Source organism: Gaetbulibacter aestuarii (genome assembly GCF_039537665.1).
Lineage (GTDB): Bacteria > Bacteroidota > Bacteroidia > Flavobacteriales > Flavobacteriaceae > Gaetbulibacter_A > Gaetbulibacter_A aestuarii.
The window spans coordinates 20,037-43,950 of record NZ_BAABAY010000007.1; the positions used below are offsets into that span (position 1 = coordinate 20,037).

Sequence of the window (23,914 nt, forward strand, 5' to 3'; positions counted from 1 at the left end):
AAATATCTTATTCCTTTTTTACGATCTCGTAAACGAACTCAGTGCTGTAACCGTCTATATTTGCTGAACTTTTATTACCATCAGAACCTCTTGACTGAGAATAGGTATCTCCCAGAAAGCTCTCCAAAGGATTAGATGCACTTCGGGAAGAATCTCCTCTGGTCTCTACAGTTGATTGAAAATTTATAGGATATGGCGTTGCAAATCCCTTTAAAACCAATTTTTCATAAGGTGGATAAAAGGAAAATACACAATCATCAAAGGTCATGGTTTTTCCCGGCAATAATTTACGTTCGTTGTCATTTAAAGAACAATCTCCATTTGGCATAAAAGGATTTATTTCTCCTTTTGAATTGATCTCTATAATACTGAAGTACAAAGGCGTTTTACTTTTATTGGTAACCTGAAGTACTACATGATCGGTTTCTTCATGAACCTGGAAGGTTCCGTTGTCATTTTCAAAATCCTTTGGATCTAGTTTTTCTCCAATTTCATCAAGTAATACATCATATGAAACCGGAATCAATTTAAACTCAAATTCATAATCGCTATTCTTCATATCCAGATTCTTCAAGTACTGACCCTGAGCAAAACTGAAAAGTTTGTTCTTAATATCATCTAAGGTTGCACCTCCACGGGAGTCTTCATCATTAGAAATAGGAACCCTTCCGTTTGGGGCGTAAATAGTTATCTCTTCACCTTCCTGAGCCAATATGACATCAGATTCGAGAGTGTCTTTTACAACCTTTCCTAAATGATTTTCTTCCAAAAACGCTTCAATACCACTTCTTATAGATTTATTGGTAAGTGTTCCATCGAAATATACATCAACAGCTATATCACCATAGGCTGGTTTATCAATAAACACCCAATATTTACTAATATTAGTATCCTCCAGAGGTTTATCTAATTTAATAATAGCCTCATTGAATTTTGCATTAACCACTAAACCTTTGGTAATTATATTTCCTTCCTCTACTCTGGCTGAACCGGAAGGCAAAATATTAATTGTAGTATTTTTAAAGATTCCCTGAAGTTTGCCTGCCTGAATCTTTAAAACATCACCTCTAGGAATGGCAGTTACTTTAAAAAATGGCTGTTGTTTTATGTAAGCGTTGTTGAATAGCGCCACGTTAACATCTCCTTCGATGGTTGGATTTTGTTGCGGAGAGATCACGCTCATCACTGTTTGAATGTTCGCGAACAACTGATTATAAGAATAATCACTTCCCAGTTTACTCATAGCTTTAGAAAAGGCATAACTTAGGGAACCAGTTCCTTTATATTCGTAATTGAGCTCATCAGCCGAAGCACCTGATATCAAAACAAAAGGAGCTGCGTTAGAAGCTAACTTTTCCGTAGATTGCTCCGTCATATCACTACCTTTAGAGGATCCTTCTTTGTCTGGTTTCCAGCCATCGGGTGCGAAAACCGAACGACTTCCTCTGGCAATACCGCCGCGTGTTGAAGATCCAGAATGGCAACTATCTAACAAAAGTAAAAGTTGTCCTTTACTCTTTAGTGCATTTCTAAATTTCGTAATGTAATTCCCCAGTTCATCATCGCGAAAATGATGCTCTCCTTTATAATTATAAGTATACTTGGCCCAGGCATCATAGGGTACCAATGCTTCATCCTTATCATCGATCTCTTCGTTTTCATCGTCATCAAAAATTTGCTGCCCGTGACCAGAATAATGAATCACAACGATATCATCCGGTTGAATTTTTTTTAGCAGAGCATTTAATGCATTTTCAATACCCGCATAGGTAGCATCTGCGTTTAAAAGAATTTGGATGTTCTCAGCTTTGAAATCCTGATTTAGTAAGGTTTGTTGAATGAGTGGAACATCATTAGCAGAACTAATCGTGCTCCAACCTGTTTTTTTAGGATAATCCCCAATGGCTATAATTAATGCATATTTTTCAGCATGAATAAACTGAAAACAAAAGCAAAGTAATAGCGCAATTACAATTTTTTTCATATTTAAAATGATGGTTAAACTTAAATTTTAGTTGATATCGAATAAGCTAAAAGATATTCCGAAAAAGTATCCAAAGTCATAAACTTCTTTAGTAAAGTTATCTATGGAACTAAAATTTACAACATCGCCAACCTGGTAACCGTTAGTTAATTTTTTAACCGGTCCGTAGGCTAATCCTCCCGATAAGGAAACCGTATTTTTAGATCCAAAATGTATGGAAGGGCCCAATAAAAAACTGAGACCTTTAACATTGCTATCACCGGAAATAGGTATGGCCAAACCAAAAGAGCCACCAATATTAAAATTTCCTCCGGTGTAAGGATAAAAATTTATCATGGTACTCAGGTTTGGTGTAAAATAATTGTTTTCATCCGCACCAATAGTACCACCCTCGCTGATGTAAAAGTCTTTAGATTTGGAACCAAAATTACTTAGTGTGAGTGCGATCCCAGTATTTATTTTGAAACCGCCTTTAGCAAATAATTTTATGTTTCTGGTTTTGATCGTATTCCCATTATTCTTGACGTCTGCACTTTTAGCAAAATTACTTTGCACAAATTTTAATTCAATATTTACCTTATCGGCATTTAATTCGTAATCATAGGTTCTACTAAAATCAGAACTTTCAAGCATGGTGTACAACGACTTGATTTTGTCCAGATTCTCTACCGTTTGGGTCGTTGAAGAATTCAAGGTTTTTAATAAATCCTGTAAATCACTGATAAAATAATTCCGCTCAATTAACTCACCTCTAGACAATACCTTATCGTTATCTGTTTTCTTATCAACTTCCTTAGATGCACTATTAATTTCAGAGCTTAAATCAACTTTATCTTCCTGAACTATTTTTTCTAATTCCGTGAGAAAAGCATAAAAGTTCTCTTTAGGATCGGGTAATCGGGCATCTTGCTGCATTCGGGCTGTGGCAACAACACTATTCAATATCTCGTCTTTACTCAGATTTGGATTGAGTAACTTCGACATAAGTGTAGTTTTTAAGGTAGAAACATTAGCAATTTTCTCGTTTAAATCTGAAAATCCGCTCGTAATTTTATCACCTCTGGAACTCGCTTGTTCCAATAATCCTCCCGTAGGTAAATTACCTACATTCAAATCTAAATTTCCACTGCTAAACGTATTTATACCCCCTAATAATGAACTAAAGTTAAATCCCTGTCCTGATTGCTGCACCTCTTCCTCTTTCACATCCGTTTCCACATCAACCGCGAAGGGATTCACATTTTTCAATTCAAGTTCAACCAGGCTGTTTCTTCTTATTTTAGGCTTGTTCAAAGTGTCTATGACCTTGTAGTTTTTATCTAGCTTATAATAGGTTATATTTTCTGAATTGTAATCATATACAACTTTATACTTTTCTTGGCCGAAAATGTAGGTTGACATTACAATGAAAAGAAGTGAAACTAATATTTTTTTCATGGCATTGTTTTTATTGGTCTGATGATAAAAATTTTATTATTGTTTTACCTTCCAATATGGAAGATTCGTTACTTTAACCGGGGTAAGTTGCGTTCTTTGCATGGCCCGTTTACCTGTATTTATGAGGTCAAAAATATCGGAGATAATGGAATTCGTATCGGCAAAATACGAATGACATAAAAAACTAGTATCAATTCCCGTAGCATCAATAGTTTCTACACCATTCAACAAAACAACACCATCCTCAGAATCACCCGCTCTAGGATTTCCATGAAGGAGTTTTGAAGCCCTAAGCGCTAAGTCATCAGCTGACACATATAAGGTAATTGGTTTGTTGATATCCGAGACCATCTGTGGAGCAATATCATTTTTGAATACATCAGCATCAATATCTGGTGCAGCCAAAATAACCTCTTTAATATTTTTATTGAGTTCGGGTTTTTCGTTGAATAACTCAACTAAGGCCTTTGTTAACCCTCGGTTTCCCATACTGTGTGCCACCAAATAAATATCTTCTGCTCCGGATCTTGTTATGTAATCCTCCAAAAAACGTTTTATGTTGTATTTGGACCACTCAATATTCGCTTCATCTTTCGAGTATTTAAACATAGAAGCTTGAGACGGCCAGCTGTAAAACACAGCTCTGCCATCAAATTTCAAATCGTAGGATATCTGTGCGGTGCGTTTCGCCGCTTCACTAAAGGACGTATTATAACCATGAACGAAAAGGAATGAACTTTTTCTCGGAGATTTTTTAATGGACTTTGAAAGTGATTTAAAGAATTTTTCTTTATCCAAAACATTGATATTCTGGATCATCACATGTTTAGAAGGATCTTCACTGAATTCAAAACGCCATATGGACGGACTTTCAACTTGTCCAACATCATGACTGTTCGGAATACTAACCTGACAAATACCATATTTAAGTTTTGAGCGCTCCGTACCAAAAACATCATTGAGGTTTTCGGTTTTTACATAGTTCCTGTCGGTTGCGAAATATACAGGAAGTTTAATGAATTTAGAAGGTGCCTCCGCCATAGCTTTTCCTTCTCCTCGGGAAGCTGCCACAACATATTTGAGACAAACCTTATAGAATAATTCAATGGTATTCGGTTGCTCCTGACTCTTATATTGAATGGTGATTTTTAAAGGAGTTTCAGATTTAAAAGCCTCATTTTCGAGTAACCAAAACTCTAAATCAAAATCATTAAAAGCCTGAACACTTTCAAAAATTTCACTTTTAAAATTAACTTCAATAAAAATCTTAACATTATCAACTTCAGTATCTGGTTTAACTAGCAGCTTCAATTGTCTAAAATCACTTGTATTACTTAAACACTCCCCGGATGAAAAAAGACCTTCATCAGTCCAATAAATACTATTATTTTGCCCAAGCATACTAAATTGAGTGAACAAAATAATAATCATAGATAATATAAACTTATGCTTCTTAAAGCTTAATTTAAAACATTGCATCATTTTAAAATTATAATATTACATGAAATATTTAACTACTTTCAACGTGAACGTTTTTGCTTTTTTCGTAGTTTTTTCAAATATTTTTTAGCTGATTTGTTACCAAATTTTTTCGCGATATCCTCAGGCAGTTCTCCTTTTGTATTGGTTTGCATCGCACTTACGCCTCTGGAGGCCAAGCTTTGAAGTATCGAGGTGTTACCTGAACTTGCAACGAGATGAAGTAGATTATTACCGTCATGATCACGGACATTAGGATTAAAACCTCTATCTATTAGCTCGAGGAGTATTTTTGATCTTCCGTTTTTATAAGCCGTAATTAATGGTTTATTTGGATCATCTAAAATTTCCACAAAGGAAACGTGATCTAAAACGTAATTTACGAGAGCTTCATTATTATTTCGGATACCCGTATAAAGAAGTCTGGAACCAATAGCATCCAAATCCTGAGCTTCAGATTTTTCAAATATCTTTTGTAATGCTGACAAATTATTGTAGCTCGCAGCAATATATTCAAATCGCTCATGTTCGTTGGTATATTCGTGGTTGATCATCCAGGAGTAAGTCAACCAGGTATTCAATCTATCCGAAAGATTATTTCTAATAGCATATGCTATATTTTCGTAAAGTGCTCTGTATAAAACATGATATGGGACCTTGTTTATCCTATGTGCCTGGGCACCGGCATTCCAGTACGCACTAGTCGATTGTACAGTTTTAATACAGTTACATATATAGTCGTACATGTAATCTCCTGTATATGTTCCATTCTGCGATTGTACCGTCGCAACCCGGACCATAATACCCTCAATAAAACCGTTTGGATCAAAAACGGGTCCTCCTGAATTCCCTGGAAATGTATCAATACTATTTTTAAACCAATTAGGCTTGGAGTTCTCTACAACAATAGCATTATCGGCAAATTTTAAGGGAAGACCTGTGGGGCTTCCAATGGTGTTTACCTTAGTATTTAATGCTACTTTACCACTTGTTCTAAAGCGATAGGGAGCTCTGGTTGACTGTCTGTTTAGTCTTAAAAAAGAATAATCATCATCTGTTTTATCGTTGAGATCTGCTGTCAAAACCTCGGCCACCTCATAAATATCATTTGGATCTACCTGTACATATTTATAAGTTTGGTTGTATTTCAAATCGTTAGTATAATCAAAAACCCAAACATATTTATTAGCATCCTGCATTTGCTTCACACAATGGCCAGCAGTGACGAGAATATCCGGAGCGATTAAAAACCCAGTACATTGAGCACTTGTAGGCTGATCTAAAAATCGGACATTTTTATCGAACTTTGAAGTTCCGAACATACGGGATAGACTTTCCCGTAGCGTATAACCATATATTCGGTTGTCTGTAATTAAATTTTTTGGAATCATCACGGCCGTTGCACGAACAAAATCTTTAAAACCATAGGCATCTTTAACTTCTTTTCGATCATCTGTTCCAAAAACGCCTCGAGGGCTTTCAGTGCCTAATTCCGCAAACGGATATTGAAGTTTAGGTTGGTCTTTTTTATCTTGTGAATAGGTTAAATAAAATAATAAAAGGGCAACGGTTACTAAAAAAGATTGTTTCACCATAAGTCTGATTGAAAGTAAATTAGTAGTTAATAGCTTTTAAATATAATAATTTTTTGAAAACACTAGTAATAAAGAATGTTTATGGCCCGTTCAACTGTTTTTTCGCGGATTTCATCCAAAAAATTAAAAAGGATAACCTAAAAAAATCAGTAGTCTTTACCAGGGTTAATACATCATCTTTTTACTTTTGTACAAATAATAATGGAAAATTTACAATCGTTAATGTTTACCTAAAATTCATTATAAGAGAATTAAAACATAAACAAATCTTATTTTCATGAAAATTAAATTTGAATGTAAAATTTAAAGATGCCCCATTAATCACACTAATTATTTTAAAAAATAATTATCTTTACAATAGTATTACGTTCATTAATAAGTATGTATTGACTTACAAAAGCGGTTACCCTATGAGTTACCTTTTGGCTATTTAAAAAATAGGAAAACCTTGCTATCACTGATAAAATTAAAGGTTCAGCGGGGCCTCTTCCTCCGCAATCAAGCGCAAGGCTTGAAATAAAAAAACCGCTGAGTTTACTCTAGCGGTTTTTTGTTTTATAAAGTTTGGAATTCATAATTGATCTTAAAAGATTAATTAAGGAACTGATGAGATCAAAAAGTGAACTCTAGCTTGTAAGTTTAGTCATCCCAATCATCTGTTCTAAAGGACGATGCCGGTAGGCCGGCTGTATTGAATAAGGTAGCCTCCGGGCAACTTTCAAAAGCATACCTCACGGCTACTGGATTCGGCACTTCTTCGGAAAAAACAGAAATTGTACCATCTCTATTAATAACGGCTTTTGCGGGGTAAAAAATCTTATTTGGACCCGCTATTTGAAATCCCGTTTGAGTTTCATTGATTGGAAGAAAACCATTTTCAGAAAACTTGAAATACAACTTGATTTTTCCATCATTTGTAATATCCATCTTTTCATAAACCGGACCTAAGAAAGTGATACCATCAAACCCATAGTTCTTAGACAAGGCCCAATACGCTAATCGTTCACCAACTTTACGTTTTTGAGCCGGGTGGATTCTATTACAGTCTCCTGCATCGAGCGACACTGCCATACCCGTATTATTTACAGTTAACATCGTTTTTAATTGTGCTTCTCTCAGGTAGCCAGCATTCATGCCTTTGTAGCCAAATGGAGCAATTTGAACAAAATAAAAAGGTAAATCGCCCTGATTCCATTGGGATCGCCATTGTTGGATCATAGCAGGAAATAATTTGGAATATTCCTCTGCATTAAATCTGTTGGCCTCCCCCTGATACCAAATAAACCCCTTCAATGTAAAATTCTGAAGCGGGTGTAACATACCGTTGTATAATAAATAGGGTGATTTTTGAGGTTTATCTTCTGGTACTTCTTTTAAATCTTCAATTATTTTATATTCAGACAAGGTCTCTTTATCCATCCAACTTTCAATGTTAGAGCTACCCCATGACGTATTTATTAATCCAATAGGCACATTTAGTAATTCATTAATCTTATTTCCAAAAAAATAGGCCACAGCGCTAAATTCTTTAGCGGTTAATGGATTACTCTTTTCCCATGAACCGGCTACGTTGTTTAATGGTTCTAGACTTGCACGACGCTTTACATTAAACAAGCGAATCTGGTTATTTGTAGCGTTTAAAATAGCTTCGTTACTGCCAATAATGGGTTGATTTTTATATCCTTTTAAAGGCATTTCCATATTAGATTGTCCTGAGCAAAGCCAAACCTCTCCAATTAATACATCCTTAAAAATTTTTTTAGTGCTTCCTTCTACAGTCAAAGTGTAAGGACCGCCTGCTTCGGGAGTTTTAATTTTCACCTTCCACTCACCCGAATTACCGGATCTAACCGTGGCTTCTTCATCCCAACTTCCGGACACCTTGATTAAAGTATTTGGTCTATCTGTTCCCCAAACAGAGACATGATCATGACGTTGCAAGACCATATTATCATCAAAAATTGACGGCATTTCAATTTGAGAGAACACCAGACATGGTAAAAATAAGAGAAATGTAAAAATTTTCATGGTAATTTCATTATTCAGTGAAGCTCGATCAAACTTTTTAATTACCTTTTTTAATGCTCTTTTCTTTTTTCAAAATCAGATGCATTGATCCAACCTGCTTTAACATCTTCACCATTCATGTATCTTTCGTAGAAATGAGCATTTCTATCAGGAGGATAATTATCGAAAACATCTCCATTACCGAATTGCCTCGGATCTTTTTGACTTTTTAATTCTGAAATTAAAAGATTTTTTAAATCGGCTTTTAACGATTGATATTCTTTATTTTCTGCCAGATTATTTAAGCAATTTTCATCCTTACTTATTTGATATAGTTCTTCCGGTGGATGCTTACCAAAATTCCATTCCCAATACCGGTGGTTTTCACCACTTCTATTAAGATTTAATATTTCTGTTTTTGTTGGGCTTCCATCAGTATTGGTATAACCTGTTTCAGGATTGCCTGCCGGCCACCGGTCATTTTTATAATTAATTACATATAGAAAGCCATCTTTTACAATCCCTCTAACCGGATAACCTACATCGTTGGGTCTGCCAACATCATGTCTTTCCTGCCCTAATAATACATAGTCTTTTTCAGCTTTAATAACATCTTCTTTATCGGAATCAAAAAATGGTTTTAAACTATTTCCTTGTATTGGATGCATCCCCAGTGTTTTAGCATCGTATCCCGCCAAATCAATAAATGTAGCTGCAAAATCGACAAAACTTACATAATCTTCAATTTTTCTACCCGGATTTTTAATGCCATTTTTCCACATAATAGCCAAGGGTAAATGGTTTGAATGCTCATAACTCAGTCCTTTTACGCGTGGGAAAGGCATACCATTATCTGAGGTAACTACAATAATTGTATTATCTAATTCTCCACGCTCTCGTAATATGTTGAGCATTTCACCTAATTGTTTATCAAAGTATTCTAATTCAAAAGCATAATCTAAAACATCGTTTTTCACAACCTCAGATTGCGGCCAGTAAGGGAAAACAGAATCCAGCTGTGATAATTTTTTATTACCTAATTTAACGCCTGTTCCATACTCATACTTTCGGTGAGGTTCATGACCGCCATACCAAAAACAGAAGGGTTCATCTGTTTTTTTTTCATCCAAAAAACTTTTGAAGTTTTCAACGTAATCAACATTTGAAATACCCGTGGTTGGGGGCTCCGTTTTTATTTTATTAAAGGCTTTTACCAGGAGTTCTCTTTTACTTCCATCTTTATTTAAAGAGGTACCCGGAGCCCAGCCTTTTCCGGTATAACCCACATGATAGCCCTTTTCATAAAGTGCTTCCGGATAAGTTTTAAATTTCGTTGGAAAATAGGCCAAATGATTGGCAGCTTCTTCTAACTGCCAGGTATTTCTACCGGTTAAAATTATAGATCTGGAAGGGCCGCATTTCGCATTCGGCGTATATGCATTATTAAATAGCAAGCCATGAGCTGCAATATAATCAAAAGCCGGGGTTTCAATCCAATCTGTCCCGTAGGCACTCATGTGCTTCCAGGTTGCATCATCAGCAAGGCAAAAGAGAATATTTGGCTTTTTTGTTGGTTCTGATTCTTTAGACTGACAAGCAAACAGAATACCACTTCCCAAGGCTAAACAAAGAACGGTGAAATAAATTTTTGATTTTTTCATAAAATAAAAAATTATTGAATTTCTATTTGGTCACTTAGTTTTCAAAAACCAGATTTGTATTGTTGCTTTCCAAAAGAATTTCATTTTCACCAGAAAGGTCCTTTTGATTTCTTATAAATTTATTTCCTTTAACAACTGTATTGGCTGAGCATTCAATGGATAAAGCTCTTTTGTTGTACAAAAATGTGTTGTTAGAAATTACAATATTTTCCAATCCCTTCCAAGGAGCCGTCGCTACACCATTCCATTTTCCTTTGGCATCCAAATTTTTAAGTTTTGTAACGCGCATTTTTATGGCTGCCGCGTTATAATCGCTTAAATAAGTAGCATCGTACCCGCAGTTCTTGAAAATATTTTGATTAATAGTAATATTGTGAGCTATAAAGCCTTCTCCCCAATCTACACCATTAACAAGAGTAATCGCAGATTGACTTAGGTTTTCAAAGATATTACGTTCTATGACACCAAATGAATTTTGCAATAAAATTCCATATCGACGTGCATTCCTGAATGTGTTGTTTCTAATCACAAAAGATTCGTTGGATTCCGTATCAAGGTAAGCAACATCATTGGTTTTAGTATCGCCAACATCTAAAGTTTCATTTATAGGTTCAGGAAGGGTGACTTGCATCATCCCCTTTCCTAAAGGTTTTGAGGATACAATTTCATAATTTCCAATGAGTTTTCCTTCCCTTGGATTGTATATTCTTAATATATCTCCCTTACTAACATTAAATTTTACAACTAATTCCGTTGGAGATAATTGCTTCAAGATATTGCGTTTATTTGCCTTCATATTAATCGCATCATCACTATAACCTTCAAAAAGACAATTTTGAATCCAGGGCCCAAATTTTCCTCCGTTAACATGAATGCAATCTGCATTAGCACTATGGATCCTACCGGGTTTTAATAATACCTGACCTCCGATAATATTCCATTCTTCCATGTTGAAAGCATTATAACTTCCAGCCGCGCTAGAATAATTTGTGTTTTCTAAATAGGTAATATTTTTACTTTCACCAGATTTAAAAATGCTGCAGCCATTTGTTCTTGCCAAATGAACATATAAATCGCCAATTTCCATGGTTTTTAGAAGATTGATCGATTTTAATTTCACCTTAAAATGTCCCGGTGCCAGTTGTTCAAATTCCTTTGTTGCAAAGAGGTTAGGTGAACCATCTTTCAGTTTTCCCGGAATTTCCGGATCCATAAGCATGCCCCAAACTCGTGATGCTTCCTGAAACATACTTTCGCTAAGACTTGGAAATCCTTCGTCAATTTTTAACTCAAAATATTTGTCTTTAATATTCACTCCAGTAATTTTCCCCTGAGTAAAAGGTAGCGGATCGTAATCAATAAAGAAGTTTTTTACAATGATATTCTCACTTTTAAATACTGAAAAAAATCCTTTTAAAGGATCATGAATAATAATTTCAGCGCCATTACCATCAATGGTTAGATTTTTAGCGTTACCGAGGTAAATGATATGTGTCTTTTTAGGGTCGCTATCACCAAATAAATCATAACGTCCTTTTTCAAATACTAATTTTATACCTGTGGCACCTGTACGGGCAATTTTTTTACAAAAGTTTAAGGCTTTCATGATACCGGGGGCATCATTTTCTCCGTCATTTGGAAGAGCACCAAAATCTCTTAAATTAACATTCATAGAAATTGGCATTTCCACAAGCGGAAGGTCACGTTGCTTTCTAAAATTATCAGGTAAAGAAAATTGGTATTGCGCTTCAGTAAAAAAACTGAAAAGTAATGCGACAATAAAAGCAAAATGGGATTTTATCATTTTTTATAAATTTTTTCTGTCTGTAGGTTATTTAGTTGAATTATATAAATTCCTGAAGGTAAACCTGACAAATCAATTTCCTTAATATTAGAATGATTTATTTGAGTAAAGTTTTGACCCAGAAGATTAAATACTTTTATCGAATTAACCGACTTACTGAAATAGAGCTTATCTGATACCAGAGTAGGATAAACAATTATTTTAGTTTGCTTTCCTTTAAGGTTAAAGTCATTTGAAAGGGTGTTTGTTTGCCTATCATTAAAAACACTTTCAATTTCACTGCTACATAACTTGTAATCAAAATATCTTATATCACTTACAAGACCATTAAAAGTTGGAAAGAAATCAACACGGGTGCTTGTTGTATTAATCAAATCATCTGAACCGGAATAGGTTTCCGATGAAGCCACACCGTTTTTATAAAGTTGAATATCGAACATCGATTCATTTTCCGGAACTGAAATCGCTATATGATTCCATTGTCCTATATCTATAGGCATATCATCCATCTTAACCATATTTTGATTGTTATCAGTGACTCTTAGAACACCATTAGATTGCATTTGAACCGTAAATACCTCACCATTGGCAGGTCCACCACTGTACAAAAGAGATTGAAAAACGGAAGCTTCGGGCTTAAACCAAAAAGCATAGGTTCTTGCCGCCCCTCCAACAGGACCGGGAAATGGTGAACTGTCAGACGTATTCACGAGGCGAAGACGGCCGTTATTTGCCGTATTAATTTTAAAGGCATATCCTATTTCTGAATCATTAAAGCCTTGAGTAATATCTCCACCTGAGGTAATTACATCCAGGCCTATATTGGTATCACTACCCGAATTTAAGAGTTCCAAAGCACTCGGATCTTCATTTAAAAGGAATTGCGCATTAGCATCGGGTACGGTTAATTGAAAATCAACAACATTAACATTACTACAATTTAGTATCGTTTGCTTCACCGGAGATTCATTGGCAGCTAAAGTAATATCTTCATCACGGTGGCAAATAAAGTTATTACTGAATGTTAACCCATCTATATTTTTAAGGTATACCCCTTTTTTATTATAAAGTATTGTATTATCTAAAATACGAATATTGTTGTGGGCTTTCCAATTTGAAGTTTGCGTTCCGCACCAGGTGTCGCTTGCAGTACAAGGGCTACCAAGTTTCATGAAATCTACAGCTATGGCTGCAGATTCTGCTTCAGTAATATAAGTTTGATCAAAACCACAATTATCGAACGTGTTATTTCTTATTTCAATTTCTGAAGCCCTGAATCCCTCACCCCAATCTACTCCATTTTCGATTCTGATTCCAGAACCACTCAGATTTTGAAAGGTATTATTTTCTATAAGCGCATATTTGCTTTGTATCAGAATCCCATATCTTCGGGAATTTCTAATAATATTATTTCTAAAAATGAATGATTGATTAGATCTGCTCTCCACGTATGCCTTATCCGCCAGTTGATGGTCAGGATCTGTGATTGTGGTGATATTGATCGGATCAGAAAGGGTGATTTTGTAAAGGTTGCTTCCTAAATTTTGAACAGCAGTTACGGTGGCATTACCCAAATACACACCGTCTCTAGGGTTATAGAATTCTAAATTTTCTCCTACATCGACTTGATATAGTACTGTGATTTGGGTAGAGCTGTTTATTTCAGTAATCGTTCTTTTTGTGTATTTTAAATTCACACAGTCATCGGAAAAGCCTTCAAACGAACAATTTTCCACCCAGGGAGCAATTGTACCTCCGTTAACATGAATACAATCTGCATTTGTAGAATGTACGCGCCCCGCTTTCAATTTAATTTGAGAATTAATAATATTCCATTCCTGGCAATTTACGGCATTAAAACTGCCGGCCGGACTTGAATATCCTGTGATGTTCAAGTAAGTTACATTTTTTCCTGCGTTGGTTCTAAAAAGTGATTTTCCATTATTTCTTGCAATATGCACGAAATAATCACCAACTTCCACTCCATCTAAATTAGTTCCCCCTTGATTGGCATATTTATAGGTTCTGGGAGCAATCAATTCAAAATACCTGTTATGGGGTATTAGATTTTTAGTTCCTTCTTTAATCCCTCCTTTACTATTTTTTATCATACCCCATCGTTGTGGAGCGTCCGAAAAAAAGGTTTCGGTGGGCAAAGGAAAATTATCGTCAACTGTAAATTCAAAATACCCATTTGCCTCATCTACAAATGTAATTTTTCCTTGTGTAAAAGGTAATGTGGCATAGTCAACTGAAATGTCTTTAATGATAACGTTTGTACACCGTAAAAGGTTAACAAAACCAACGGCCGGATTATGATTTAAAAATTCCGCATTTTGCCCATCCCACAGAATATTGTTTGCATCAGTTATTGAGAGTGCATGAGTAGAACTGCCGTCGGGCATAAGATCATAAGTACCATTTTCAAAAAGTAAACGAACCGGATTCGACTCTGTTGCCGAACTTACTGCGGCATTTATCGCTGCTGTTATAGCAGCAATATCATCATTCCCATCATCCACAACAGCTCCGTAATCTGCAACAGAAATGGTAGATGTTGTATTCAGGTCGAGCAATGGGATTTCTCTTTGAATATTGAAAAATGAAGGTACAGATCCCAATTGCCCAAAACAATTCATTCCAATAATGAGAATGATGACACTACATGCGTTTCTTATCATTATATTGATATCGAAAATTATTTTTTAACGAATTTTTGAACGCTTAGTTTATCGAAAACAATAAGATAAAGCCCTGGTGATAAATTATCTACCGCAATCTCTGATTGATTTTTAATTTTTTTGCTTAGCAGAACACTTCCATTTAAACTTATAATTTGAACATCGTTCTGAGGCGTTCTAAAATACAATTTGTCTGAAGCCAAGGTTGGATAAGCGATCGGCTTACTGCGTTCTGAGCCAAAATCATCAACAGATAATGAACTTTGATTAACTAAATAGCCACTACTATCTAAAGCTAATGGAGTACCACCATTATCTGCAACAATTTGTGCTAATTGACCAGAGGTTAATCCATTACTATCGGTTCCAAAACGAATAACACCTTCTGAATAATTCGTGATATTTACAGTACCCGTACCCCAGTCGGAAGCTGAATTGTCGGAAAAGGTCAGGTCTGTAACTCCAGCACCGATAACAACATCAAGTGTTCCACCACCTTGAAAAACAATAGAACCCATATTGCTTTGATTTTTATTTGCATTAAATGTGAACGCGTTGTTACCTCCAACTACGATATCACTCTCAAAAACATTCGCACCATTTAAATCCATGGACGAATTTCCATTTATCTGAACTTTCGGACCATTATAAAAAATGTTGTTATCTGCAGTATTTACAATTGCCGAGGAATTTGCTAAAAAGACAATTTGTCCTGTGTAACTTGAGTTTGATGAAGTACTTCCAAATGTGGCAGATGTGTTTGTTCCAAAACGCAGGTTACCATTTCCGGCTAAACTTCCATTAAAATAAAACCCACTGTTATTGGAACCTTGATCAGTACTAAGGTTCGTTGTCAATGTAAGCGTTGAGCCATCTGCAAATTCAATAACATTAGCTGCTCCGTTAGCATTTTCCATGTAAGTAAAACCTGCAGCATTATTGATTTCAATCAGGCCTTTAAACGATATTTTAACATCATTATTCGATACATTTGTAATGCCAAAACCATTTGCAGCACCGGGATCAAGTGTTAACGTGCTAGTGCCGGATACGGGGACATCACCCGACGTAGCAAAAGTGGTTTGAATTTTTTTTATGGTTACATCCAAATCAACAACAGACTCTACAATTAATGGTAAACGAACCTGACCAGTATTGGTTGTATTTGGGACTGCCCCCAGAGACCAATTTGCAGTATTGGACCACAAAAGGTCTCCTCCAGTATTAGTAAAATCGTTATTTTGAGCAAAAAGAATACCTGCACAAAACATTAGGACAAAAGAAAAGTAATTTTTTTTCATAATTTATTTAGATTTAGTTTAAACGCATATTTTTTTTTAGATCCGATATGGAAAATAAAAAACGTTATGTTGCCTTTTACCTAAAAGTTTACCGTTTTTTCATTTTCATAATGTGGTGAGACCTGTCAAATTAATCTCGAATGTATAGGACTGCATTTTTCAAATTCTTCTCAATCCTTTTTATTTCTTGATATGTTTTCAAAGATATAATTCATATAAATGCGCCATGTTTCGTTTTGTAACAAGCTAATTTCAAAATGTAACATTCACTGAATTTTAAAGATTCTTATGGTTACAATACTTCTAAATTTTTTAGTTTAGAAAGTACATTCAATTTAACCTGTGTAATAATCGCAGTTACTAAAAACCGATGATGCGATTGTAGGATTAAAATCCAGCATTTTAAATGTTCTCAAAGGAATTCTGATTCGTAATAGAAAAACAATAATCAACATGAAAAAAAGCCTAATTAGTCTTATCGCCTTACTAACAATTTCGTGTAATTCAGCAAAAAAAGAAGAGCCCTTAAATCCTGGAAAGGATACCACAAAACCAAATATTGTTATTATATATCTGGATGATCTCGGTTATGGTGATTTAAGTTCCTATGATGCCACTGAAATAAATACTCCAAATATCGATGCCCTGGCAGATGGTGGTTTAAAGTTTACAAACGCCTATGCCTCTTCGGCGACATGCACCCCTAGCAGGTATGCTTTGCTAACAGGAGTTTATCCCTGGCGCAACAGAAATGCTAAAATTTTACCGGGAACAGCTCCTCTTTTAATTGATACGCTGCAAATAACCTTACCTAAATTTTTGAAAAAAGAGGGTTATGAGACAGCTGTTATAGGAAAATGGCATTTAGGTTTGGGAACTGGTGTGATCAATTGGAATGAACATATTTCTCCGGGGCCCAATGAAGTGGGTTTTGATGAGTCTTATATTCTTGCTGCAACCCAGGATCGTGTCCCTACAGTGTATATTGAAAACGGACAGGTGGCTAACCTTGATAAAAATGATCCTTTAGAAGTAAATTATTTTAAGAATTTTGATGGCGAGCCTACAGCATTAACAAACCCTGAAATGCTAACAATGACATGGCATCATGGTCACAATAATAGTATCGTAAATGGTATCCCGCGTATTGGATTTATGAAAGGTGGAAAATCCGCAATATGGAGCGACATTGATATGGCAGACAACTTCTTACTTCGTGCCCAGAATTATGTTAAATCTCATAAAGAAAAACCCTTCTTTTTATATTACGCGATGCAGGAACCTCATGTTCCAAGAACACCTCACCCAAGATTTAAAGGAAAATCAGGAATGGGACCAAGAGGTGATGCTATTTTAGAAGCAGATTGGTGTATAGGAGAATTTGTTAAAACACTCAAGACCGAAGGGTTATTGGAAAACACCTTAATAATATTCTCTAGTGATAATGGTCCGGTACTTAATGATGGATATTATGACGATGCCGTTGAAAAGTTAGGAGATCACGATCCCGCCGGAGGTTTAAGAGGTGGTAAATATAGTATTTTCGAAGCCGGAACTAGAGTTCCATTTATAACCTATTGGAAAAATAAAATAGAGCCGGGGGTTTCTGATGCGATAATTTGTCAGATGGATATTTTAGCTTCCATAGCCAGCCTTTGGAAAAAAGAAGTTAAAAACACGGATAGTAAACCCTTATTAGAGGTGCTACTTGGTGATTCTAAAAAAGGTAGAGATCATTTAATTTTAGAAGCTACCGGTAAAACAGCCTTACGACGTGGTGACTGGATTTACATACCAGCTTATGAAGGCAAAAATTTCAGAGAAGAAGTTGGTATTGAAGTTGGAAATCTTCCTTTCGAACAACTTTATAACATTTCAAAAGATACAGGTCAAAAAGAAAATGTTGCTGAAGAATACCCCGATAAAGTTCTTGAAATGAAAGCCATCTTCGAAAAATTAAGGGGAAAAGATTATGAGAAAGGTGTTAAAGAAGTTGTATTTCAATAAACCTATTTAATCAAAAAAAAGGCAATAAATTAAATATCCGGGCCATAATAAAATTGGAGAAGCGTTTGAGAATTGTTTATATTGGGATTCTTTATTTCAGGAATAATAATATTTAAAATCAACCTCATGAAGGGTTATATTATTTTAAAGAGATTATTAATAAACCTCTACATAATTACAGGCATTATTATTTTCAATCCATTATATGCCCAGGATCTCTATTTTAAAAATTTAACGATTGAGGATGGTTTATCGCAAAATGACGTGAACTCCATAATACAGGATAGTTATGGATTTATATGGATTGGAACCTATGACGGTCTTAATCGTTTTGACGGTAGAAACTTAGTGAATTTTCGCAGAGAAACAACCAATCCTGCCAGTCTTCCTGATAATCGTATAAGTGCTCTTTTCGAGGATAATAATAAACGATTGTGGGTAGGCACAGAGTCCGGTCTATTCTCCTATTATTCACTTTTAAAGGATAAGTTTATAAGGGTAAAATCTCCAAAGGATACTGGAATTATTTTTAATTTTCTGAAAGCCGGTGATAATACCTTATACGCCATTACATCTACGGGAATCTTGAAATTTGTTGATGATAATGAACCAAAATTTGAACTTATTTCCAGCGTTCACAACACCCATTTCAGGGATGCTGTTCAACTTCCTGACGATGATATTTTATTTGCCGGGAATGATGGAATATTTCTTTTAAGAAGTAACAAGTTTTCAAAACTACCTAATCCGGAATCCTTAAGTTTTACAAGTTTGCTGTATACTGAAAACGCAATCCTTGCGGGCACTGGCAAGGGGCTTTTTACCGTTGATAAACTTAGAGGTGTAACTAAATTGAATCGTCCCAAAATGCCTGAGATTTCTATAATTTCCATGACTAGAGATCAGGGAGGTAATATTTGGGTTGGAACTCAAAACAATGGCCTTATAAAACTGGATAGTTCTCTTAATTATCTCGATCAATTCAAAAGCTCCAGAGCTAACAATAGAGGGTTATTGAGTAATACGGTCTTGAAATTATATCACGATAGTTTTAATAATCTTTGGGTAGGAAACAGACAAGGACTTTGTTACACTAACCTTCATAATTCAGGATTTAATTCCATCAACTTGCAAGGACTTAATAGTCCGAATGTTAGATCAATGTTTATAAAAGGATCGAATCTCATCTTAGGAATCAGTAATGAAGGACTTTTTAACTATGATCTCAAAAGTGATAATCTCAAGGAAATAAAGGGACCACAAATTAATTACGTAAATCAAATTGAAAAAATTGATGATGTATTGTACGTGTGCTCCAATAATGGACTTCAAATACTTAAACCTGATAATACATTAGAACAGGTTATTAAAGATCCCATTTTCCCAAGTAATATTAAGTGTATTGAAAAAGATAATTATGGCCGAATTTACATTGGTACTCCAGAAGGGATCCTTGTTAAGGAGAACAATAAAATAAAGTGGCTTTGGGAAGATTTTCCTTCACTAAAAAATTTAAGCCAGCACCATATATTCAGGATCATGTTTGATCCTAATTCTAATCAACTTTTAATCGGGACTATTTCCAAAGGGTTGATCGTACTAAATATAGAGAAAAATGGCCATCTTAAACGACAAAAAGAGGATGTTCTAAAAGGTATTAAAGATAATTTTGTAAAAAATACATCTGTTTGGTGTTTCCACAGATCTTCTGATAATACCATGTGGATTGGCACTGATGTTGGTCTTTTTAAAAAATCATTAGCATCTGAATACTTCGAACAAATTGATGAAGAGGGTGTGATCGACAAGAAGATCATGAGTGTTATAGAAGATAAAAAAAATAATTTATGGCTTGGTAATACCCATGGGTTAATACATTATAATCCTGAAACGGGAAAGGTAAAAACATTTACTTCTGATGACGGTTTAGGCTCCAGTAGTATGACAGAAGCCTCCGGATTTTATGGTGATCTTTTATACCTCGGAACAACCAATGGTGTGAATTATATAAATCCTCTAAAAATCTCTCCCGATCCTTATCATCCTAAGTTGTTGTTTTCAAATCTCAAAGTAAATAACCAATTAGTAAATCCGGGTGAGAACCTTTTTGGATCCGTGATTTTAAAAGAAAATATTAATGATACAGAATTACTAAAGCTAAACCACCTTCAAAATAATGTATCTATTGAATTTGGTGCTACAAACTATTCAAAAATTACAAAGAATAACTTCCGCTATCGTCTCGAGGGCTATGACACCGATTGGATTTACACCTCTTCCAACCCGGTGCTTTCCTATTCCAATCTTGATCCCGGTGATTACACCTTACAGGTACAGGTAGAGGATAATGAAGGAAATTGGACCAGAAATAGCGAAGTTCTCCCCATTTCGGTAATTCCCTCGCCCTGGAAAAGCACCATAGCGTATGTGGCTTACGTATTAATTATTGGCCTTATTGCATCTGGGTTTATTTACTTCTGGTTTCACAAGCAAAAGCTTGATCATCAAATTGAATTAGATCAAATAAAGATCAATCAGGATAAGGAACTTAGAGACCGGCAACTCCGATTTTTTGTTGATGTTGGTCATGAATTCAAAACACCTCTGTCGTTGATTCTTGCTCCATTCAACGATCTCATGAATCAGGCCTTAAGCAAGGAACAAAAGAATATGTGCATGGAAATTGTCTCCAGAAATATCCAACGCATGAATTTTCTTGTCAATCAATTATTGGATTTTGGTAAAATTACAGAAGGTGTGAGCTTAGTTCGGGTTACAAAAAAAGACCTTCGACAATCTATTAGAGATTACACCAAGGCATTTCAATGGCAGGTTCAACATGAACAAATAGATCTAAGATTGAATCTTGATAAATGTGAAGGTTATTTTGATCGTAATGTTCTTGAAAAGGGATTTTATAATGTGTTATCCAATGCTTTCAAATACACGCCTTCCGGCGGCGTTATTGATATTTCACTAAAGGTTGAAAATAAAGCGGATTTTGAATATGCTATTATTACCGTTAGCGATAGTGGTCCGGGTGTTCCTGACAATAAAAAGAAACTAATTTTTGAACGTTTCTATCATGGAAAGGATAGAGCGTCATCAGGCATAGGATTACATTTGGCTCAAAGTCTGATTAATGCCCATGGCGGAACCATTACCGTTGAAGACAGCGAGTTAGGTGGCACCAGGTTTAAAATTACTTTACCGGTCTCCAGAAATTACTATTCTGAAGAAAACATAGATAGTAAACTTGATGACATGAATACCCCGGATAGTATTGAAGACCATCCTTATGATGATGAGGTGTTTGAGAAAGAAGAAACCATCCTTATCGTGGAAGATGATCATGACCTACGAAACTACTTAAAGATCAGCCTTCAAAATGATTATTCCATTCTGGAAGCTAACAATGGGGAACAAGGTTTATTAATGACACAAGAGCACCTTCCGGACATTATAATAAGCGATATCATGATGCCTATTATGGATGGTATAGATATGTGCCAAAAGTTAAAATCGAATAAAGACACATCACACATTCCAATAATATTTCTAACGGCAAAAACGGAGTTTGAATTTCAGAAAAAAGGTCTGGAAGCCGGAGCCTGGGATTTTATTACCAAACCTTTTGATTCCGAGTTGCTGCGTAAAAAAGTTGATAATATTCTTGAAACACGAAATAAGTTCAAGACTTATCTTATGGACCATAATATCAATCTTGAAATTAAATCTCACTACACCTCTTACGACCAGAAACTGATAACCAGTATTAATCAGGTTATTGAAAAGAATATACAGAACCCTAATTTTACAGTAAGTGACCTTGCTGATGAAGTTGGTTTGAGCAGGATGCATTTACATCGAAAATTAAAAACCCTGGTTGGCGAAACAGGAAAGAGTATCATTACCAGTGTCAAAATTAAATATGCCGTATCCATGTTCGACAATGGATGCGATAGAGTTCAGGAAGCTATGAACGCTGTAGGTATAACCAATTATGGAAACTTCAACAACAACTTTAAGAAGGTAATGAACGTAACGGCTACCGAGTACATTGCCAACCTAAAGAAAAACAGCAATACCGCCTAATTAAAATTTAAATTCTTGATTCGCTAAAGTGACCTCCTTATTTGAAACCCTTATTCCTTTTCGAAGTTAGCGTTGCTTTACTGAACTCATCCGTCTTGATAGCTGTCTCACAATCACCTTCGTAACTGTTACCTTCGATCAAAGTATTTTGGCAATTAGTTAATTGAATAAGAGGCCTGTTAGGATAAAGTTCTTTAGCAGAAAAGCTTTTAATGATTTTGTTGTTTTTTATAGTTAAACCCTCCACCCTATCGGCATTTACAATCCTGTTACCAAAGTTGTGAATTGTATTATTAATAAACCGGATATTACGATCGTATAAAGCGGATTCATCGAAGGTTTTTCCTAACCTCGGTGTTATGTATAGAATTGAATGCTCTGCGCCACTATAAGTGCAGTATTCGAAGGTGTTATTTTGAATCAAAACATCATTTACAGCACCGGATTCAAACCAGAAAAAAGTTTCCCCACGGAATAAAATTGATGCCATCATCGATGAAAATATATTGTTCTCTATTACCGTTTTTAATGGTGTTTTTAGTACTACATTTCTGGCTCTATGATTTCGAATCGTACAACCGCGCATGGTAAATTCAGGATTCCATGTTTTGTTTTCTAAAATGTCACCGGACTTCAAATCTTGTGGCATTGGAGAATCAAAACTAATTTCAATAAATTCATCATTTATGGTTTTCACTTTACTTACCACATTGGTTTCTTGACGCTCCGGAGAGGGTTGCTTAATGAACCAAACTTCATCACCGGGTTCCGCAAAATTAAAACCACGTTGTTCAAAATGCATCAACTTAACTAAAAGTGTTTTGTTATCAATTATCTTATCAATAACAACGTAAGTCCCGTGAACATTGGTTCCGTCGTCAAGCATATTTTCAAACCTGCAATTCTCTAGAAGAATAGATCCTTTACAATTACAAAAATGGGTGGCATCAGCAGTTGTAGAAATAACCCGATTAGTGCCCTTACGTAGAAATATACCACAATTGTTCATTTGAATATTTTCAGAACGCTCGAAAAGAAATCCCATTCCAAGAGCATGATGCACAACAATACCATCAAGATTAATATTTGAAGAGGTCTTGAAATCAAAGGCAGGAGCATATCGATCATGTTCCCGGTCACCTTTTGAGCTTAGCAAGGAACCCACGGGTGGATAATGTTTAAGAGGTTCGTGAAATCTTAAATTACCATCAGGTAATTTTTCCACCCATCGCGGTTTACTGTGGATATCCCAGGCGCCATGCACCGGTCGTTTTTCAACAGGATCGAAGGCTAAAGTACTTCCCAAATAATTATAGTTAAAACCATCAACGTTCGGAAATTCAATCTGGCCATTCTTTAACTGCCAGGAAAATCCATCCTTAAATGGTTTGATATCACGCCAGCCTTCTTCTTTATTAATGGCCAAAACTTCTCCAAGAAATGTAAATGGAATGTCCCAGTCAATGACCAGGTTACTTACATTTATACTTTCGCAACCTACAAACAGAAATGGCATGGCCTGACCGTGAAAAATAAACTCTGCGCCATTTCCCTCTATGGTTACTGTGCGAAATTTATCGAAGTTAAAAATAATGCGCTTATAACCGTTTCCGTGATTTGTAATTTCCAGATATTTTCCAACGGCATAGTCCGGCAGAAACTTATAAACGCCTTTTTCAAAAATCAGGTGGATATCCTCTGTATCAGCTTCTTCAAGTATTTTACGAACTATGGGAGCCATATCTCCTTCAACCGATTTTACTATGATTGAATCAGATGTTTTAGCCATACTATAATTAACTGACAAGGCTATTATCGCTATGATTACGGTTATTTTGTTCATCTTAATATGTTTTTTCATTT

The 23,914-nt window shown here is 35.4% G+C and carries 12 protein-coding genes; 2 read left to right on the forward strand and 10 right to left on the reverse strand.

Annotated features, from left to right (window positions below; all coding sequences use genetic code 11):
* Positions 1 to 7 precede the first annotated feature (7 nt).
* The 9 genes from ABD682_RS13200 to ABD682_RS13240 form a co-directional block, all read right to left on the reverse strand.
* Complete coding sequence (locus ABD682_RS13200) at positions 8 to 1,984, reverse strand: caspase family protein (protein ID WP_344741997.1); 1,977 nt, start codon at positions 1,982 to 1,984, stop codon at positions 8 to 10.
* 27 nt (positions 1,985 to 2,011) lie between these two features.
* Positions 2,012 to 3,421, reverse strand: a complete 1,410-nt coding sequence (locus tag ABD682_RS13205; protein WP_344741998.1) for a coiled-coil domain-containing protein — start codon at positions 3,419 to 3,421, stop codon at positions 2,012 to 2,014.
* A gap of 36 nt (positions 3,422 to 3,457) precedes the next feature.
* Positions 3,458 to 4,852: an alpha/beta hydrolase gene (locus ABD682_RS13210; RefSeq protein WP_344741999.1), complete on the reverse strand. Its 1,395-nt coding sequence runs from the start codon at positions 4,850 to 4,852 to the stop codon at positions 3,458 to 3,460.
* Positions 4,853 to 4,941: 89 nt separating this feature from the next.
* A complete protein-coding gene (locus tag ABD682_RS13215; protein ID WP_344742000.1) occupies positions 4,942 to 6,495 on the reverse strand; it encodes a trypsin-like peptidase domain-containing protein in 1,554 nt (517 codons plus the stop codon).
* A gap of 639 nt (positions 6,496 to 7,134) precedes the next feature.
* On the reverse strand, positions 7,135 to 8,523 hold the full coding sequence (locus ABD682_RS13220) for a sialate O-acetylesterase (RefSeq protein WP_344742002.1): 1,389 nt from the start codon (positions 8,521 to 8,523) through the stop codon (positions 7,135 to 7,137).
* A gap of 50 nt (positions 8,524 to 8,573) precedes the next feature.
* Positions 8,574 to 10,163 carry a sulfatase family protein gene (locus tag ABD682_RS13225; protein ID WP_344742004.1) on the reverse strand — a complete coding sequence of 530 codons (1,590 nt, stop codon included), beginning with the start codon at positions 10,161 to 10,163 and terminating at the stop codon, positions 8,574 to 8,576.
* Positions 10,164 to 10,197: 34 nt separating this feature from the next.
* On the reverse strand, positions 10,198 to 11,967 hold the full coding sequence (locus ABD682_RS13230; RefSeq protein ID WP_344742005.1) for a right-handed parallel beta-helix repeat-containing protein: 1,770 nt from the start codon (positions 11,965 to 11,967) through the stop codon (positions 10,198 to 10,200).
* Positions 11,964 to 14,648, reverse strand: a complete 2,685-nt coding sequence (locus tag ABD682_RS13235; protein WP_344742006.1) for a LamG-like jellyroll fold domain-containing protein — start codon at positions 14,646 to 14,648, stop codon at positions 11,964 to 11,966. The genes ABD682_RS13230 and ABD682_RS13235 overlap by 4 nt, the downstream gene beginning before the upstream one ends.
* 17 nt (positions 14,649 to 14,665) lie before the next feature.
* Positions 14,666 to 15,949: a T9SS type A sorting domain-containing protein gene (locus ABD682_RS13240; RefSeq protein WP_344742007.1), complete on the reverse strand. Its 1,284-nt coding sequence runs from the start codon at positions 15,947 to 15,949 to the stop codon at positions 14,666 to 14,668.
* Between the two features lie 453 nt (positions 15,950 to 16,402).
* Between ABD682_RS13240 and ABD682_RS13245 the strand changes: the two genes are divergently transcribed.
* Both ABD682_RS13245 and ABD682_RS13250 read left to right on the forward strand, forming a co-directional pair.
* The gene (locus ABD682_RS13245) at positions 16,403 to 17,956 is read left to right on the forward strand and encodes a sulfatase family protein (RefSeq protein WP_344742009.1); all 1,554 of its coding nucleotides are present in this window, start codon (positions 16,403 to 16,405) and stop codon (positions 17,954 to 17,956) included.
* Positions 17,957 to 18,082: 126 nt separating this feature from the next.
* On the forward strand, positions 18,083 to 22,051 hold the full coding sequence (locus ABD682_RS13250) for a hybrid sensor histidine kinase/response regulator transcription factor (RefSeq protein WP_344742010.1): 3,969 nt from the start codon (positions 18,083 to 18,085) through the stop codon (positions 22,049 to 22,051).
* A 37-nt stretch (positions 22,052 to 22,088) separates the two neighbouring features.
* On the opposite strand, the gene ABD682_RS13255 is transcribed toward ABD682_RS13250, so the two are convergent.
* A complete protein-coding gene (locus ABD682_RS13255) occupies positions 22,089 to 23,894 on the reverse strand; it encodes a right-handed parallel beta-helix repeat-containing protein (RefSeq protein WP_344742011.1) in 1,806 nt (601 codons plus the stop codon).
* Positions 23,895 to 23,914: the final 20 nt, after the last annotated feature.

Bases quoted from the DNA above. Each gene is read 5' to 3' on its own strand.
- ABD682_RS13200 (WP_344741997.1), bottom strand. From the start codon at position 1,984: ATGAAAAAAATTGTAATTGCGCTATTACTTTGCTTTTGTTTTCAGTTT.
- ABD682_RS13205 (WP_344741998.1), bottom strand. From the start codon at position 3,421: ATGAAAAAAATATTAGTTTCACTTCTTTTCATTGTAATGTCAACCTAC.
- ABD682_RS13210 (WP_344741999.1), bottom strand. From the start codon at position 4,852: ATGATTATTATTTTGTTCACTCAATTTAGTATGCTTGGGCAAAATAAT.
- ABD682_RS13215 (WP_344742000.1), bottom strand. From the start codon at position 6,495: ATGGTGAAACAATCTTTTTTAGTAACCGTTGCCCTTTTATTATTTTAT.
- ABD682_RS13220 (WP_344742002.1), bottom strand. From the start codon at position 8,523: ATGAAAATTTTTACATTTCTCTTATTTTTACCATGTCTGGTGTTCTCT.
- ABD682_RS13225 (WP_344742004.1), bottom strand. From the start codon at position 10,163: ATGAAAAAATCAAAAATTTATTTCACCGTTCTTTGTTTAGCCTTGGGA.
- ABD682_RS13230 (WP_344742005.1), bottom strand. From the start codon at position 11,967: ATGATAAAATCCCATTTTGCTTTTATTGTCGCATTACTTTTCAGTTTT.
- ABD682_RS13235 (WP_344742006.1), bottom strand. From the start codon at position 14,648: ATGATAAGAAACGCATGTAGTGTCATCATTCTCATTATTGGAATGAAT.
- ABD682_RS13240 (WP_344742007.1), bottom strand. From the start codon at position 15,949: ATGAAAAAAAATTACTTTTCTTTTGTCCTAATGTTTTGTGCAGGTATT.
- ABD682_RS13245 (WP_344742009.1), top strand. From the start codon at position 16,403: ATGAAAAAAAGCCTAATTAGTCTTATCGCCTTACTAACAATTTCGTGT.
- ABD682_RS13250 (WP_344742010.1), top strand. From the start codon at position 18,083: ATGAAGGGTTATATTATTTTAAAGAGATTATTAATAAACCTCTACATA.
- ABD682_RS13255 (WP_344742011.1), bottom strand. From the start codon at position 23,894: ATGAACAAAATAACCGTAATCATAGCGATAATAGCCTTGTCAGTTAAT.